The organism is Collinsella sp. AM29-10AC (genome assembly GCF_003469085.1).
Taxonomy (GTDB): Bacteria; Actinomycetota; Coriobacteriia; order Coriobacteriales; family Coriobacteriaceae; genus Collinsella.
The window spans coordinates 1-16,205 of sequence record NZ_QSKB01000028.1; the positions used below are offsets into that span (position 1 = coordinate 1).

Genomic DNA, 16,205 nt, shown 5'->3' on the forward strand with positions numbered 1-16,205 from the left:
GTTCCGCACGAGCCGGAGAGCACTTAATGTGCTCTCCGTGCGAGCAGGACTGTAGAGCAGGAAACCTTGTATACGCCCGCCCGCTCCCGAGGGGCATCTCTCATGCAAAAACTTTTGTTGGGTAAAGTCCGAGGTCAATGGCGTTTTATACCGAGAAATTCAAAAATAGTTGAAAATTCATTACAAATTTGCGTTGACTTTAGGTAACTAAAGTTTCATACTCCTTTTTCAACCACTGGGGGATGTGAACGCGCACGGATCGTTCGCATCATGATTGAAGAGGATTTTTTAGACATGTTCACGCATCAGCTAAACATTATCAGCGTAGTAATTATCTGATGCGGGTTAGCACATACAGCTAGCCCGTACGATAACGGGCGGCTGATGAAGATGAGGGCCGTCGAGCGCAACCGACGGCCCTCATTTTTTATGTCTGAGAAGTTCTTTTTAGAGGAGGAAATGTAATGAACGGAGTTTTGCTCATGGTTGTGGCCGCGGCGGTGCTCGCCTGCGGCTATCTGGGCTATGGCCGATGGCTGGCCAACAAGTGGGGCGTTGACAAAGAGGCCCTCACGCCGGCCAAGCGCATGAAGGACGGCAAGAGCTTCTCGCCCGTCTCTGCCTTCACCGCGTTCTCGCACCAGTTCAGCTCGATCTGCGGTGCCGGCCCTGTTACGGGTACGATCGTCGCCATGGCCTTTGGCTGGCTGCCCGTCGTGCTCTGGGTCCTCGTCGGCGGCATCTTCTTTGGCGCCGTCCACGACTTTGGCGCCCTGTACGCCTCGATGAAGAACAACGGCAAGTCCCTGGCTCAGCTCATCGAGAAGTACATCGGCAGGACCGGCCGTCGCCTGTTCCTGCTGTTCTGCTGGCTGTTCTGCATCATCGTCATCGCCGCTTTCACCGACATGGTCTGCAAGACGTTCATGTTCACCCCGGCCGTTGACGCTTCTGGTGCTGCTACCGGTGCCATCGACTTCACCAAGTCCTATGCCGCCGGCTGCGCTGGTACCATCTCCATCCTGTTCACCTTCGTCGCTATCGCCTTTGGTTGGGCCCAGAAGAAGTTCAACCTCACCGGCGCCGCCGAGTTCGTCACCGGTGTGGTCCTCATGGTTCTCATGTTCGCCGTCGGTATGCAGTTCCCGGTCTACCTGGATAAGTTCCAGTGGTTTGCCGTCGTCATGGTCTACCTGGTCTTCGCTGGCGCTATGCCCATCCAGATGCTCAAGACCCCGCGTGACTACCTCACTTCCATCATGATGATCGTCATGATCGCCTGCGCTGTCCTCGGCATCGTCGTCCTGGGCGTCAACGGTCAGGCCACTATCACCGCTCCGGTCTTCACCGGCTTCTTCACTGCCTCCGGCATGATGTTCCCGGTCCTGTTTGTCTCCGTCGCTTGCGGTGCTCTCTCCGGTTTCCACAGCCTCGTTTCTTCCGGCACCTCCTCCAAGCAGGTCGAGAAGGAGCAGGACGCCGTCAAGGTCGGTTACGGCGCCATGATCGTCGAGTCCTTCGTCGGCATCCTTGCCATCATCGTCGCCGGCATCATGTTCTCCGACATGAACACCGCCGGTACCGGCGCCCTTAACGCCGGTGTCGCTTCCACCCCGTTCCAGATCTTCGCCGCTGGCATCTCCCGCGGTATGCAGGCCTTCGGTGTTGACGGCACGCTCGCAACCGTCTTCATGACCATGAACGTCTCCGCTCTGGCCCTGACCTCGCTCGATGCCGTCGCCCGCATCGCTCGCACCTCGTTCTCCGAGTTCTTTGCCCAGACCAATGACGCCCTGGCCATCGAGTCCAAGGCCGGCTACATGAAGGTCCTCGGCAACCCCTGGTTCGCCACGGTCGTTACCCTGCTTCCTGGCCTCGCCCTCGCCTTTGGTGGCTATGCCAATATCTGGCCGCTCTTTGGTGCTTCTAACCAGTTGCTCGGCGGTATGACCATGATCACCCTCGCCGTGTTCTGCAAGTGCACCGGCCGCAAGGGTTGGATGCTCTACGTGCCCGTCGCCTTCCTGCTCTGCTGCACCTTCACCTCGCTGGTCCAGAGCGCCATGGGCTGCATGACCGCCGTCCAGGCCTACGGCTTTTTCGGCACCATCCCGGCTACCGCTACCACGGCCGCCGTCTCCGTCGCCGCTACCAAGGGCCTGCAGCTCGTCTTCGCCGTCCTGCTGATGGTCCTGGGCCTCATCGTTGCCGTCAACTGCCTCAAGGAGTTCTTCGGCAAGGAGGCCGGTTCCATGCCCGACGAGGAGCCCGAGTGGTCCGAGATGGGCAAGGCCGAGTATGGCCGCACTGCCGCCGCCGAGGCTCCCATCGACGCCGAGGCTGCCAAGGCCTAGTCAGCTTGATGAGCTAACCGTTCCATCCATATGACTCGGAAAGACCTGGTCCGCGACTGCGCGGGCCCGGTCTTTTTTCATGCAAAAGCGGGCGACGCCCGAGTGTTCTCGCAGATGTTTTGCGTGGATAAGGGCGTGCGTTGTACCATATAGACGTATATGTGTACATATGAAAGGGGCCCCGTGGCCAAGACGGTATATTCCGATAACCAAAACAATGTCGATGCCCTGGCTGAGCGTCTGAGCAGCCAGACGTCGCTTTCTGCCGAGCGCGCCAAGCTGGTTGCCTACGACCTGCTCTGCCGCAAGGCACTCAAGATCAAGTCGAGCGCGCTGGCTCAGATTTTCCGCTCCGTCGATAAGGAATGTGACACCAAGGCGATGCGCGATGAGCTCATCGCGGCAAAGATCGTTACCAAGATCGAGGGCAGCGGCATTAACGGGCGCCCGGCGTTCTATACCATTCATGCCGAGATTCGCGATGTCCAGGAGCAGCTTGCCGAGGCTGCCGAAGAGGCCGTCGAGGACGTTGTCGAGGCGCCCGCTTCGGTAGAAACAGCTTCGCGCGAGCATATCGATACCGATGAGCTGCTCGATGAGAACGTCGTTCGCGCCTTTACGGCCAAGGCCGGCCGCGGCGGTTTTGGCGGGGGCGGCAAGCGCGATGCGCAGCGCCGTGCCCAGCAGGAGCGCTTCCGTCGCTCCGTGGCTCAAAAGGATGAGCTCGATACCGAGGCTGTTGAGACCGAGGTTGCTGCTGAGTTGCAGAAGCCCGCGAAGGAGCAAAAGCCCGTGGAGGCCCAAGAGCCCAAGCGTCGCCGCGGTGCTCACTTTAAGGCTGCGCAGCAGGATGTCGCGCATGAGGTTGAAGAGCCTTCCGAGGTTGCAGACGATGTTGAGGAGTCTGCCAAAAGGGCTCCGGGTTCGTGCCGTCCCGGTCGCGGTTTTGCGGGACGCGCGTATCCCGTAAAGCGACAGGAGAAGGGCGAGCCGGCTTCGACCGCTCAGGCCGATAAGGCCGAACAAACCGAGAAAACCGTTGAGCCGGTGGCTCGCGAGCAGCAACCTTCCGAGTCGCAGTCTGCGGTTGACACCGAGGTCAAAGCTCAACAGTCCGCTGATAAGCAGGCGGGGGAGAGCGCTTCGAGCAAGCCCCGCCGTCGTCGTCACCGCGGCGGGCGTGGCTCAAATGCCGAGACTGTGGCCGAGAAGGCGACGACGCAAAACAAGGATGCGAAGGCAGAGGCCCCGGTGGGGCAGCCCAAGCGCCAGCCGGCGAAGGGGGACGAGCCCGAACGTTCGCAAAAGAGCTCGTCCGCGCCAAAGCAAGAGCGCAAAGCTCAGGCAGATTCCAAGCGCAAATCCCAGACGCAGCCCAAACCGACTGCAAACGATGCGGCCGCCCAGCAGCCTGAGCCGTCCGCTCATGGCGAGGTTTCGGCGTTTGCTCTGGCCCGTGTCCTGGGCAGACAGCTGCTCAAGGTCGTTCCTACGCCAATGGCGCTCTCCAAGATTAAGGAGCAGCAGACTCAAATTGTTAAGGTCGAGGGCAAGGACGGCAAAAAGGCTCCGCAGCGCACTCAGCACAACGAGATGTCCAACCGCAAGATTGCCGAGGAGATTGCGATCATCCAGGCTTGGATTGAGCAGAATCGCGGTGCCGACACGCCGGTCGCTTCGCGTCGCCAGCGCGCCTACCAGATTTTTAACGATGAGAAGGCCTTTGACGGCAAGCACGGCGAGCGCCTGATTCGGCGTATGACCGAAAAAGGCATCAGCATGCAGGCGATTAAGGTCGCCCCTAACCGCCCCGTGCACTTTACGGGTTTCTTTACGCTGGGCGCCGACAAGCCGTTCATTATGGTCGAGAACCTGGACACCTATGACGAGATCGTCAAGCTCCTGCGCGGCCGCAAGCACGCTAAGCTCTTTGGCACCAAGGTGGGTGGCGTGATCTTTGGCGGTGGCTGCAAGGCGAGCGTCTCGCATGCGTTGGATGATTATCTGGCCGAGATCGGCTATCGCTTTAATTATGTCTACTACGTGGGCGATATCGATCGAGAAGGTGCGCGCATTGTCGAGCAGACCCGTAACGCCAATGTGGTTGAGATTCGCCTGCATGCCGGCATGTATCGTGCCATGCTCGCCGAGCACAAGCGTCGCGTGAAGGCCGGCGGAGAGTGCGAGCCCGCGGCTGCCAACCAGGGTGTGCCGCAGAACCTGGCGGCGACGATCAAGGATCTGCCCATGGTCACGCGCGTACAGTTCCGCAACGTGCTGCGCGAGGGCGGACGCATTCCGCAGGAGATTCTGATGACCGCCGACTATCGGGATGGCGACTCGGGAAGCTTCGACCGCATGCTGAACAATTAGTTCCGCCGGCCCCGGGAGAGCGGGGACACCGACTTAGGTTTCCTGCTCTACAGTCCTGCTCACGACGGAGGCCACATTAAGTGGCCTCCTGTTCGTGCGGAACTCGCGATAAACCTAAGCCGGTGTCCCCGCTCTCCCGGGGGCTGTCGTGGCTTGGCCGTTGCACGCGGCTCGCTTTTCGGAACGGGGCTGACGGACACGTTCCGAAATCTACCACCGTCGCTGTGCAGGGTGTCTATAAAGAGCCGTGGCCAAAAAACATCAAATATGAGTACTGATACTCTTTTAGTAGCAGTAATTTTGACCACATTTAAGGTGATTTGACGTGTCGATCGAGCAGATAAGCTGCCGTATCTCCTCAAGTGTTCATTAAAGGAAGACCTTGATGCGAATAAATCTCATTAAGATCTTCTTTTATTAACGAAAATAATGTAGCTACAACGGTGACAGTACTCATATTTGCCGTTTTTTGGCCACAGTCCTTCGGAGGGTCCTCGAAAATAGTCCCGAGCCGGCACTTGGGGACGTTCCTATAATGCCGGCACTTAGGAGCGTCCCCAAGTGCCGACACCGCGTCTGCCTGCGGCGGCCGCGCCCCGCTGCATCGCTCCGCACCCTTGCGGGTTCGAATCCCTCCGCTTGGCGGCGTTGGCTCGATTTGCTTGACGTGAGGGGCTCTTGGCTGGTGTGGGACGGAGGGATTCCGCGTCCGCCTGGTCGGCGGCCGCGCCCCGCTGCGTCGCTTCGCTCCTTGCGTGCTGCGCTGGAAAACGCTTCGCGTTTCCTCAGCTCCGCACCCTTGCGGGTTCGAATTCCTCCGCTTGCCCACAAGAAAGCGCCCTGGGCCGTTATGGGCTTAGGGCGCTCAGTTTTAATGGCTGGGACGGAGGGATTCGAACCCCCAACAGCCGGCACCAAAAACCGGAGTTCTACCGTTGAACTACGTCCCAATGTGTGGTGTTGCCCAAAAGCAACTCGTCTAGTTTACCTAATCTGCGAGGGCATCGCAAACGCCGTCGAGTAGGCGTACGGCGAGCGTCTGCGCGTCGCTGGCCGTGAAGGTGCCGTTGTAGCGCGTCATGCCCGTGAGCTCAATGCGAATGCGAGCCGGCTTCTGCTGCGCGGCGACATTGGCGGTGCGGATGCGCTGGGCCAGGTTGTGGCACTCGGCGAGGGCAATCGTGGCGCGTGGCGCGGCGTCGGCGGGCAGCTCGTCGCTTGCGATCTCGAGCACCAGGTCAACGTCGGTTGGGACCTCGGAGTCGCAGAGCATCATGCCGCTGTTGTCGGTCGTTGCCGTGGCGATGTTCCACATGCGCGAAGCAACGCTGCGTGCGATGGGGTCCTCACCGATAACGGCGATCTGGAAGCGCTCGAGCACGTTGGCGGCGCGAGCAAAACCGATGCGGGACTCGGCTTCGGTGACCGAGGGCTTGCCCTCCCACACATGGTGCAGGCGGTTGATGTAGGCGTAGGTGTCCTGGAAGGCCATGCCGTCGGCAAACAGGCCGACATTTTCCTGGAACTGCTGCAGGGCGGCCTCGGTATGCGGACCAAAGTAGCCGTCGTCTTCGCCACAGGCAAAGCCCAAAACGTTGAGAGCGCGCTGCAGGGCCTGCACATCGGCGCCATGGAAATTGGGCATGCGCAGATACAGGGTGCGGTCGCCCAGCTTATACGAGGCGTCGACCAGGGCGCTCCAACAGGGGATATCGACGGCATGACCGGCAGCAAGGCCGCTGTCGAGCCTGAAGGTGCTGACGGCCTGCTCGGTGGTGGTGCCAAAGCGCTTGTCGACAACCTCGGCGTCATCGATTGTATAGCCGAGCTGCAGAAGGCGGGACTGAACATCCTCGACGGCTGCTCCCTGCATGCCCGTGGTAATAGGTTCCATGAACGAACCCCTTTCGGCGTACCATTCGTACTATTTTGAGCGCGTGTCGGATAGACAACGCGAGACAATGCATAAACATGCACTCAACAGTGTAGCAACTTGTACCCAAACGCGCTGCCCACAGGTTTTATGACCCCCGCTAGTTAAGACGCTCCACAAAGAAATCTGCCATTGAGAGGAAGAGCTCGCGCGCATGCGGGTCGAGCTCGACGCCTTCGATAGCGGCCTTGGCCTTAGCGGTCAGGTCGAGCGCATAGGTGTGGGCGTAATCGATGGAGCCGGTCTCCTGGAAGATCTCCACGGCGCGTGCGAGCTGCGCAGGGTCCTCGGTGCCCGAGGAAAGGATTGCCTCGATCTCGTCGTGATAGCGCTCGTCTGACAGGGCATGCACGGCAACGAGGGTGCGCTTGCCCTCGGTGATATCGGTGCGGAAGTCCTTGTTGGCGGCCTCCTTGGTGCCGATCAAGTTGAGCAGGTCGTCTTGAATCTGGAAGGCAAGGCCCGTGTGCAGCCCAAAGGCGCGCAGTGCCTCAATCTGCTCTTCGCTGCCGCCGCCGATAATGGCTCCGGCGGCAAGCGGCGTCGCTCCGCTGTAGTACGCGGTCTTGTGCGTCGCCATGTCCAGATAATCGTCGACCGAAATGTCAAAGCGCCCGTCGCGGACCCAGCCCAGGTCGAGCGCCTGGCCCTCGATGGTACGGACGATCATCTCGGTAAGCTCGTGGAGCACGCGAAGCTTCACGTCTGCGTTGAGCGTGGGGTCGTCGAGAACCGTCTTGGTGACCATGGTGAGCGCCAGGTCACCGCAGTTGATGGCAAGACCGGTGCCCTCGGTAAGGTGCATGCAGGGCTTGCCGCGACGAATCTGCCCGTTGTCGGCGATGTCGTCGTGGATGAGTGCGCCCGACTGAAAGTGCTCGATGGCCGCCGCTGCGCTGCGGGCGCTCTCAAAGCTGCCGCCTACCGCAGTGGCGGCGAGCATGCAGATGAGCGGGCGGTGGCGCTTGCCAGCGTTTGCCGTAAATGCCGAGAGCGGGGTATACAGGTAGCGCTCGATATCGGCGGAAGTCGCCTGTCCGTCAAAGAACGTGGCCAGATAGTCGTTAATCTGGTCAAAGTGCTGGGCTAAAAAGCTGGTAAACGGACTGGACACGGGTTCTCGCATTCTTTGATAGGTTGCATCGTTGCATTATGTAGACAACATATTGCCACATTAGGGCGTCGAGCGCGGCGGTTGAAGACGATTGGTCCATGCGGCCGCAAGTGCGGTAGGGGCTTGGCTAGATAAGCCCAAAGTGTTCGAGCGCGGTGACGACGCCGTCGTGGTCGATGCTGTCGGTGACATAGTCGGCCTTTTCCTTGAGGAAGTCCGGTGCGTTGCCCATGGCGATGCCAACGTCGACGGCGTTCATCAGCGAGACGTCATTGCTGGCGTCGCCGATGCCGTATACGGTTCCGTGGTGGGGATCGAGGGCGTCGAGTACGGACTGGATACCCTCGCGCTTGGTGCATTCGCGAGGCGAAATCTCGGTCACTTCGAGCTCGAGCTCGTTAAAGCAGAGCAGCGGCTCAAACGCTTGATCCTGAGCGATGCGGTTGGCAAGCGACGTGGACATTAAGATCTTGTAGGCGCTGTAATGTTGCAGCTGCGTAATTGCATCGCCCACGGTGCGGGCGTATCCCGGGGCGTCGGGCGCATCGGCACTCATGCGAACGACGCCATTGAGTCCCTCAAAACGAATCACTTCGTCCGATTGCTCAAGAATGGGAGCAAGGCGCTGCAGCATGCCGGGCGTCATCGCCAAATCGCGAATCACGTGTCCCTCAAGTTCGACATAGCCACCCGCGAGGCAGACGATGCCGGTCCAGGGCAGCTCGAGCAGCTTTGGATGGATGCAGCTCAGCGTGCGCCCTGTGCAGATAAACGCCATATTGCCCTTGGCGACAAAATCACGGATGGCTTGCGAGACCGCTTCATTGGGATAGGGGGAGAGGTCTCGCTCGCTCTCGGGAAGCTCTTGTGCCACTCGAGGGTCTTGCCAGGCGAGTGTTCCGTCGATATCGAAGAAGCAGATATCGCCGCGCTTATGGGCTGCGCTGGCGGCAGGGGAGGCCGAGGTGGTGGGCGCAAATCCCGGCTCGAGGCCCATGATCTGGTCAAAATGCTCTTTAACGCGGGGAACGGAGATGCCAATAATCACCTGGGCGGTCTTGCCCGTAATGATGAGGCCCTTGGCGCCCGCCGCGACGAAGGCTGCGTTGTCTGCGACAACGGAAGGTTCTGCGACCTCAACGCGCAGACGCGTGGCGCAATTGGTCGCTCCTACAATATTGCTAACGCCACCCAAGAGCGCAACGACTTGCTCAGCAAGCAGATGATCTTGGGATGATTGGTTGTCGGTGCCGTTTTGGGCCGCGCCTTCTTTGGCAGAGCTTTTTCCCGTCAGACGTGCGAGCGCCGCATCGCTGGCGATATGATCCTCGCGGCCTGGGGTTTTTAGGTCGAAAGCCAGAATGAGGCCCCGGAAGACCAGAAAAAAGACAGCGCTAAACATCAGACCGATACCGAGCGCCAAAAGGTAGGAGCCGGCATGCATTCGCATGAGTGGGATGAAGTTGAAGGCCGTCATTTCCATGAGACCGCCCGAGAAGATGCCGACGATGCCAAAGAAGTTCATGGTCATGGCAAGGCAGGAGGACAGGACGGCGTAGAGCAAAAAGAGTCCGGGATAGGTGAACATAAAGAGAAACTCGAGCGGCTCGGTGACGCCGCAGACCACCGAGGCGACGATGGCGGGCAAAAGGATGACCTTAAGGCCGGCGCGGCGTTCGGGTTTGGCGGTGAAATAGAATGCTGCCGCGATGGCGGGAAGGCCAAAGAGCTTGCCCCAGCCGGTGGCGGTAAAACCTGCCCAGGGCGCAAGTTCATTTAAAGGGCGCGTGCTATGGGAGAGAATGGGGAGCAGGTTGGTCCACGTGGCGTAAATACCGTCGTGAATGACCAGATTGTCGTAATAGATGGGCATATAGAGCAGATGGTGCAGCCCCATGGGCTCGAGCGCTCGCTCCAAAAACACAAAGATGCCCACGCCGAAGGGGCCGACGCCCGCAAGTGCGTGGCGCAGCGTTTCAGTCACAGCGTATGCGAAAGGCACGATGGCGGCCGAGATGGCGGCAAGGGCAAACACGGCAAAAAAGCTGATGAGGTAGACCAGCGAGGAACCCGAGAAGGTGCCGAGCCAATCGGGAACCTTGGCATCGTAGAAGCGGTCATGGATCGCGACGACGGTTGCCGACACCGCCAGCGGGCCGATAATGCCGGTGTCGAGCGTCTTGATGCCGTCGATGACGGTGATGCCGCTAGCGGAGGTCAAAAACGACGGGTACTTAAGCCCAAGGTTGTCTCCGCTCAGCTTAATGATCTCGCTCAAAAAGAAACAGTAGGCAAAATAGGCTACGAGCGCCTCGAGGCAGCAGCGTGCCGGTTGCTTTTGGGCAAGGCCGATAGGCAGCGCTACGGCAAAAAGGAGTGGAAGGCGCTTAAAGACCGTCCACGAGCCGCGCTGAATGATAGTCCAGAAAACGTACCAGGGGGTTCCGTATACGGCGAGGTCGCCGACGATATCCACGGTCGTTGCGAGGGCGGAGATGCCGACCATGAGGCCTGATATAGAAAACAGCATGGCGGGCGCGAACATGGCTCCGCCAAAACGTTGGATTTTCTGCAGCATAATATGCCTTTCGGATGCAACATGCTGTGCGAGCAAGAACGTTTAAACAATGAACTCATTGTAGAGGACTGGCTGCTTGCCGCATTGACGGTTTTGATTCGGTCCGATTTGGGTTTCGGGGGAACCGTCGACGGTAAATAATCCGTGCTTTACCGATAATCGGTTTAAACAACTTTAAGAAATGCTATCGTGCCTAGCCATACATATTCATTAGAGGTGAAATCATGCCAAAAGCGATTTACGAAGGAATCTACCGCGAGATCCGTTCGCGCATCATCAACGGGACCTATGCGTTTCAGGAGATGCTGCCAACCGAAGCCGAGCTGACCGCGGAGTTTGGCTGCACGCGCAATACCGTTCGACGCGCCTTGAGCATGCTGGCCGACCAGATGTTTGTGCAGCCTATACACGGTAAGGGCGTGCGCGTTATTTGGCTTAAGGGCGAAACCGACATGCTGGGCGCACTCGAAGAGGTTGAGTCGTTTGGCGAGTTCGCAAAACGCAACAATGCCGTCGCATCGACCGAGGTCAAGTCTTTTGAACATTTGATTTGCACTGAGCAACTCTCACGTCGCCTGGGCTTTAAGGTGGGCGAGGAGCTGATTCGCGTAGTGCGTGTCCGAAGCCTCAACGGCAGCGCGCGCCAAGTGGACCATGGCTACTTTTTGGCGTCGATCGCCAAGGGCCTGACCCCCGAGATCGCGGCGGATTCTATCTACGGCTATCTGGAGCACAAGCGCGGCGTCAAAGTGATGGCGAGCCGTCGTACGGTGAGTGTCGAGCTCGCCAACGATGAAGACTGCAGCTATCTGGACCTCGGCAAGTACAACTGCGTCGCCGTTATGGAGAGCCAGTCGTACACCTCGGACGGCATCTTGTTCGAGGTCACGCATGCCCGCACACACCCCGAGATCTTCCATTACCGCGTCAATTCCAAGCGATAGCCGGCTAGCTCGCAGCCTGACGAGACTCATGCCCTCAAAGCGAAAACGCCCGGTCAAACCGACGATGCATCGGCTTGATCGGGCGTTTTCTCTGCATTCGATAACAAATAATTGTTTATACAAAACTTGTCAAGTATCAAGTCGAAATTACCGTTCACCGAAGTTTTTCTACCGCTCTAGTAATACTTGTTCAAACAACTAGCCAAATAGCGTATTGTACAAGTCAGCAAAAGGGGCAAAGTCCCCGAGCCAATCTCCGAAGGCGGCGGCAAAGGGTGCCGCCACGGTGTGAAAGGGTGGATTGTAATGAAGAACGAAATGAGCAGAAGGCAGTTCCTGGGCTTTGCTGGTTCCGCGGCTGCGGTTCTTGGTCTGGGCCTCGTGGGCTGCGGTGGTTCTGCCGGCTCTGGCTCCTCTGCTTCTGGTGACGCTGCCGAGGTCTACTTCCTCCAGTTCAAGCCCGAGGTCGACAAGGAGTGGAAGGAGATCGCCAAGGCGTACAAGAAGGAGAAGGGCGTCGAGGTCAAGATCGTGACCGCCGCCTCCAACACCTACGAGGAGAAGCTCAAGTCCGAGATGTCCAAGAGCTCCGCTCCGACGCTGTTCCAGGTCAACGGCCCCACCGGCCTTAAGAACTGGAAGGACTACTGCGCCGATCTTTCCGACACCAAGCTCCGCGGCGAGCTCATCGACGACTCCCTGGCGCTGCAGTCCGACGGCAAGGATCTGGGTATCGACTGGGTTCAGGAGAGCTACGGCATCATTTACAACAAGGAGCTCCTCGAGAAGGCCGGCTACAAGGCCGAGGACATCAACTCCTTCGACAAGCTGAAGGCTTGCGCCGATGACATCCAGGCCCGCAAGGACGAGCTCGGCGTTGACGGTGCCTTCACTTCCGCCGGTATGGATGACTCCTCCAGCTGGCGCTACACCACGCACCTCGCCAACCTCCCGCTCTACTACGAGTTCGAGAAGGAGCACAATCAGGAGGACGACGAGATCAAGGGCGAGTATCTCGACAACTTTAAGCAGATCTTCGACCTGTACATCACCGACTCCACCTGCGATCCTTCGCAGCTCGCCTCCAAGACCGGTGACGACGCCACCAACGAGTTCGCAACCGGCAAGGCCGTCTTCTATCAGAACGGCTCTTGGGCCTACGCCGACCTCACCAAGGCCGGTATGGCCGACGACCAGCTCGGCATGCTGCCGATCTACATCGGCGTCGACGGCGAGGAGAACCAGGGCCTGTGCTCCGGCGGCGAGAACTACTGGTGCGTCAGCTCCCAGGCTTCCGAGGATGCCCAGAAGGCCACCGAGGACTTCATGTATTGGTGCGTCACTTCTGACACCGCCACCAGCATCATCGCTGACAAGATGGGTCTGACCGCCCCGTTCAAGAGCGCTAAGGAGACCACCAACGTCTTCTCTCAGCAGGCCGTTGCTATGGCCAAGGACGGCAAGAAGACCGTCGCTTGGGACTTCGTTTACATCCCCTCCGAGGAGTGGAAGAAGAACCTCAAGCAGGCTCTCATCGCTTATGCTGCCGACAACACCAAGTGGGACGGCGTCAAGAACGCCTTCGTCGATGGCTGGAAGACCGAGAAGGCTGCTTCCGAGTAAGCAGTTGCTGCCCAAGCTATCTGATTAGCGACAGGGGGCGGGCAGACGTAGGTTTGCCCGCCCCCTGCATATTGAAAGGACCCTTCTATGGGCAAAGCACTCAAGCGCTGGTGGCCGCTCTTTATGCTGCCCACGTGCCTGGCGTTTATGATCGGGTTCGTGATTCCCTTTATCCAGGGTTTCTATCTCTCGTTCTGCCAGTTTATTACCATCAATAACGCGCACTTTGTCGGTATCGAGAACTACGTGCGCGCGCTGTCCGATCCGCAGTTTGCCACGTCGTTCTTCTTTACCGTGGCGTTTGCCTTCCTGTCGACGGTGCTCATCAACGTGATCGCGCTGGCCATTGCGCAGGCGCTCACTCGCAAGGCGCTCAAGGGCACCAACATCTTCCGTACGATTTTCTTTATGCCTAACCTGATTGGCGGCATTGTACTGGGTTACATTTGGCAGATTCTGATCAACTGCCTGCTCTCCAACGTGGGTGCCCAGCTTATCGCCCTCAACTCCGCCGCTGGCTTCTGGGGCCTTATCATCCTGACCCTGTGGCAACAGGTCGGCTACATGATGATCATCTACATCGCCGGTCTGCAGTCCATTCCGTCTGACTACATCGAGGCCGCCAAGGTCGATGGCGCTACGGCATGGCAGACGTTTTGGAAGGTTAAGATCCCCAACCTGATGCCGACCATCACCATCTGCCTGTTCCTGTCCATCACCAACGGCTTTAAGCTGTTCGACCAGAACCTCGCCCTTACCGGTGGCGCCCCGGCGCACTCCACCGAGATGCTCGCCCTGAACATCTACAACACGTTCTATTCGCGTGCTGGCATCGCATGGCAGGGCATCGGTCAGGCCAAGGCAGTTATCTTCTGCATCCTGGTTGTCGCTATTTCTATGATCCAGCTTAAGGCCACGAGGTCCAAGGAGGTGCAGCAGTAATGAAACGCGATAAGGCTATCAACCGCGCGCTCTCGATCTTCTTTACGATCCTGTCGCTCGCATGGATCTACCCCGTGTTCATGATTGCGCTCAATTCCTTTAAGAAAGCGACCGCAATCAGCACCACCACGGCGTTCGATCTGCTCACGCCCGAGACGTTCAACGGCCTCGCAAACTACGTGCACGCTCTGAACGAGCAGGGCTTTGCCTCGGCGTTTATGTACTCGCTCATCATCACAGTCACGTCGGTCGTGCTGATTCTGGTGTGCTGCTCCATGTGCGCTTGGTACGTGGTGCGCGTCAACAGCAAGATCTCGAACTTCTTCTATTACCTGTTCGTGTTCTCGATGGTTGTACCGTTCCAGATGCTCATGTTTACGCTGTCCAACCTGGCGGACCGCATCGGCTTCAACACGCCGTTTAACATCTGCTTCATCTACCTTGGTTTTGGCGCGGGCCTCGCGGTCTTTATGTTCGCCGGCTTTGTAAAGAACATCCCGCTCGAGATCGAAGAGGCGGCCATGATCGACGGCTGCAACCCGGTCCAGGTGTTCTTTAAGATCGTCCTTCCCATCATGAAGCCCACCTATCTTTCGGTCGGCATCCTCGAGACCATGTGGGTCTGGAACGACTACCTGCTGCCCTACCTTACGCTCGACTCCACTAAGTACAAGACCATTCCTATCTTGATCCAGTACTTCCGTGGCGGCTATGGCCACGTCGAGCTCGGCCCCATGATGGCATGCATCATGATGGTCGTCATCCCCATCGTCATCATGTACATCTTCTGCCAGAAGTACATCATTGACGGCGTTGTGGCAGGTGCCGTCAAGGGCTGATGCCGTAACTGTTTTGCAAGTTTTGGCGGCTCCCCTCAGCGCGGCGCCGCGTATCGAAAGGTAGAGACATGGCCGAGATCGTTCTCAAACATGTTCAGAAGGTGTATCCCAACAACGAGTCAAAAAAGAAGGGCTTCTTTGGCAAAAAGAAGAAGACCGAGGAGAAGAAGCACAACCTCAAGGTTACCGAGGACGGTGTGCTCGCTGTAGAGGACTTCAACCTCACCGTTCACGACCAGGAGTTCATCGTCCTCGTTGGCCCCTCTGGCTGCGGTAAGTCCACGACGATGCGCATGGTCGCCGGCCTGGAGGACATTACCTCGGGCGACGTGCTCATCGACGGCAAGCGCGTCAACGACGTGGCGCCCAAGGACCGCGACATCGCCATGGTGTTCCAGAGCTACGCTCTGTACCCCAATATGACGGTGTACGAGAACATGGCATTTACGCTCGAGCTCAAGAAGGTCCCCAAGGACGAGATCGACCGCAAGGTTCGCTCTGCTGCCGAGATCCTGGGCATTACCGAGTATCTCGACCGTAAGCCTAAGGCGCTTTCGGGTGGCCAGCGCCAGCGCGTCGCCATCGGCCGCGCCATCGTGCGAGACCCCAAGGTCTTCCTGATGGACGAGCCGCTGTCCAACCTGGACGCCAAGCTTCGTAACCAGATGCGTGCCGAGCTCATTAAGCTGCGCCACGAGATCAAGGGCACGTTCATTTATGTTACTCACGACCAGACCGAGGCTATGACCCTCGGTGACCGTATCGTGGTCATGAAGGACGGCGTCGTCCAGCAGATCGCCACCCCGCAGGAGGTCTTCAACCATCCCGCGAACATCTTCGTCGCCGGCTTTATCGGCGTGCCGCAGATGAACTTCTTCGATGCCCAGCTGGTGCGCTCGGGCAACGGCTTTACCGTCAAGACCGAGGATATGAACGTGGCGCTCGCCCCCGAGACCTGCGCTCAGCTTGCTCTCAACTGGGACGGCGGCGACGTGAAGGAGATCACGGCCGGCGTGCGTCCCGAGCAGATTCTGCTTGCCGACAAGGACGAGGAGGGCGCGCTCCAGGGTACCGTCGAGGTGACCGAGCTCATGGGTTCGACCGAGCATGTCCACGTGACCGCTCCCGATGGCCAGTTCGTCCTGATCATTCCCGTTGTCGACCTTGAGGCCAAGGGCGCGCTCAAGGCAGGCGACCCCATCTGGTTCAAGTTCGAGAAGAACGCGACCCACCTCTTCGATAAGGTCTCTGGCAAGAACCTTATCTAGGCCCGATCCAATCAGGCCCTCCTTTTGGGCGACTGCGGCTTTGCCATCCTTTTGCCGTGGTCACATATAAGGCTCCCCTCCCGTCCACTGGGCGAGAGGGGAGCCTTTCTTTGTGTTGGGGCTTTCCGTCTGTCAGTTTGTCTTGATCTGTAACAGGTAGGGCCGATTTCGGACGTTAGATGTTACAGATCGAGACGGTTCCGCTGAGCTAACCATTTCATCTAAATCTGTAACACC

The 16,205-nt window shown here is 58.6% G+C and carries 10 protein-coding genes and 1 tRNA gene; 7 read left to right on the forward strand and 4 right to left on the reverse strand.

Translation table 11 applies throughout. The features are described from left to right. Positions 1-464: 464 nt before the first annotated feature. Positions 465-2,354: a carbon starvation protein A gene (locus DW754_RS08970; RefSeq protein WP_117759395.1), complete on the forward strand. Its 1,890-nt coding sequence runs from the start codon at positions 465-467 to the stop codon at positions 2,352-2,354. Positions 2,355-2,537: 183 nt separating this feature from the next. Further along, positions 2,538-4,727, forward strand: coding sequence for a hypothetical protein (locus DW754_RS08975; protein WP_117759393.1), 2,190 nt, complete (start codon positions 2,538-2,540; stop codon positions 4,725-4,727). Positions 4,728-5,602: 875 nt separating this feature from the next. Here the strand turns inward: DW754_RS08975 and DW754_RS08980 are convergent. From DW754_RS08980 to DW754_RS08995, 4 genes are all read right to left on the reverse strand, one after another. Beyond that, positions 5,603-5,677 (reverse strand) — tRNA-Gln (locus tag DW754_RS08980). A 38-nt stretch (positions 5,678-5,715) separates the two neighbouring features. Beyond that, a complete protein-coding gene (locus DW754_RS08985; RefSeq protein ID WP_187361857.1) occupies positions 5,716-6,621 on the reverse strand; it encodes a peptidoglycan-binding protein in 906 nt (301 codons plus the stop codon). Between the two features lie 139 nt (positions 6,622-6,760). After that, entirely contained in the window at positions 6,761-7,774 is a 1,014-nt protein-coding gene (locus tag DW754_RS08990) for a polyprenyl synthetase family protein (protein ID WP_089573618.1), read from the reverse strand. A gap of 127 nt (positions 7,775-7,901) precedes the next feature. Then, positions 7,902-10,352, reverse strand: a complete 2,451-nt coding sequence (locus DW754_RS08995) for a PTS transporter subunit EIIC (protein WP_117759391.1) — start codon at positions 10,350-10,352, stop codon at positions 7,902-7,904. 224 nt (positions 10,353-10,576) lie between these two features. On the opposite strand from DW754_RS08995, the gene DW754_RS09000 reads away from it, so the two are divergent. The 5 genes from DW754_RS09000 to DW754_RS09020 all read left to right on the forward strand — a co-directional run bounded on the left by DW754_RS09000 (position 10,577) and on the right by DW754_RS09020 (position 15,968). Then, a complete protein-coding gene (locus DW754_RS09000; RefSeq protein ID WP_055252172.1) occupies positions 10,577-11,296 on the forward strand; it encodes a GntR family transcriptional regulator in 720 nt (239 codons plus the stop codon). A gap of 306 nt (positions 11,297-11,602) precedes the next feature. After that, positions 11,603-12,919, forward strand: coding sequence for an ABC transporter substrate-binding protein (locus tag DW754_RS09005; protein ID WP_117759389.1), 1,317 nt, complete (start codon positions 11,603-11,605; stop codon positions 12,917-12,919). 87 nt (positions 12,920-13,006) lie between these two features. Then, on the forward strand, positions 13,007-13,861 hold the full coding sequence (locus tag DW754_RS09010) for a carbohydrate ABC transporter permease (RefSeq protein WP_117759387.1): 855 nt from the start codon (positions 13,007-13,009) through the stop codon (positions 13,859-13,861). Continuing rightward, positions 13,861-14,700, forward strand: coding sequence for a carbohydrate ABC transporter permease (locus DW754_RS09015; protein WP_117584245.1), 840 nt, complete (start codon positions 13,861-13,863; stop codon positions 14,698-14,700). The genes DW754_RS09010 and DW754_RS09015 overlap by 1 nt, the downstream gene beginning before the upstream one ends. A gap of 68 nt (positions 14,701-14,768) precedes the next feature. Next, positions 14,769-15,968, forward strand: coding sequence for an ABC transporter ATP-binding protein (locus tag DW754_RS09020; RefSeq protein WP_055252176.1), 1,200 nt, complete (start codon positions 14,769-14,771; stop codon positions 15,966-15,968). Positions 15,969-16,205 lie beyond the last annotated feature (237 nt).

Bases quoted from the DNA above. Each gene is read 5' to 3' on its own strand.
- DW754_RS08995 (WP_117759391.1), bottom strand. From the start codon at position 10,352: ATGCTGCAGAAAATCCAACGTTTTGGCGGAGCCATGTTCGCGCCCGCC.
- DW754_RS09000 (WP_055252172.1), top strand. From the start codon at position 10,577: ATGCCAAAAGCGATTTACGAAGGAATCTACCGCGAGATCCGTTCGCGC.
- DW754_RS09010 (WP_117759387.1), top strand. From the start codon at position 13,007: ATGGGCAAAGCACTCAAGCGCTGGTGGCCGCTCTTTATGCTGCCCACG.
- DW754_RS08985 (WP_187361857.1), bottom strand. From the start codon at position 6,621: ATGGAACCTATTACCACGGGCATGCAGGGAGCAGCCGTCGAGGATGTT.
- DW754_RS09005 (WP_117759389.1), top strand. From the start codon at position 11,603: ATGAAGAACGAAATGAGCAGAAGGCAGTTCCTGGGCTTTGCTGGTTCC.
- DW754_RS09015 (WP_117584245.1), top strand. From the start codon at position 13,861: ATGAAACGCGATAAGGCTATCAACCGCGCGCTCTCGATCTTCTTTACG.
- DW754_RS08970 (WP_117759395.1), top strand. From the start codon at position 465: ATGAACGGAGTTTTGCTCATGGTTGTGGCCGCGGCGGTGCTCGCCTGC.
- DW754_RS09020 (WP_055252176.1), top strand. From the start codon at position 14,769: ATGGCCGAGATCGTTCTCAAACATGTTCAGAAGGTGTATCCCAACAAC.